This window comes from Oleiphilus sp. HI0061 (assembly GCF_001635675.1).
Window position 1 is genome coordinate 1 of record NZ_LWFE01001841.1, and the last position, 582, is coordinate 582.

Annotated in this window: 1 protein-coding gene; it reads left to right on the top strand. The window is 43.5% G+C overall.

Annotated features, from left to right (window positions below; all coding sequences use genetic code 11):
* Window positions 1-33: 33 nt before the first annotated feature.
* Window positions 34-582, top strand: a 549-nt coding sequence (locus A3735_RS27990) for a hypothetical protein (protein ID WP_156499987.1), incomplete at its 3' end; no start/stop codon positions are given.

Genomic DNA, 582 nt, shown 5'->3' on the forward strand with positions numbered 1-582 from the left:
CTTAGTTCTGAAAGTGTGGCCTCTAGTGCCAGCGTGCTCGCACACACATATTTGGATCACAACAATAACGGTAGGTTTGATGAACAGGACAGCCCTCTTCCAAATATACATTTTAAAGGAAAGAACAGCTGGAGAAACAGCGCCACAAACGAAGAAGGTTATGTCTCTTTATGGGGGGTTCCTGATCTTCAAATGCAAACGATTAGTATCAACTCACGGAAAATTGAAGACCCGTTTCTGAAGCCACAGAAGGAGCATTTCACGCTCTATTCTCACTCGGGCAAGCTCAACGAGATCAGTATCGGCTTCCAAACTGCGATGGAACTCGAAGGAGAAGTGCTGCTTGAAAACAATGGTAAACTTATACCGAAAGCAGGTATTCCTGTCTCTCTTTTTACACTCGATGACTCACTGATACAGCAAACCCGAACCGAGTACGATGGTGTTTACATATTCGAAAACGTCCTACCAGGTAGCTACTTACTTAAAATAGATCCTGACTACCTTCAAAGTAAAAACCTCAGCGTAACACCAACTATAGAGCTCAAGACTTCAGGCGATGAAGGTATCATTTACCTTCCT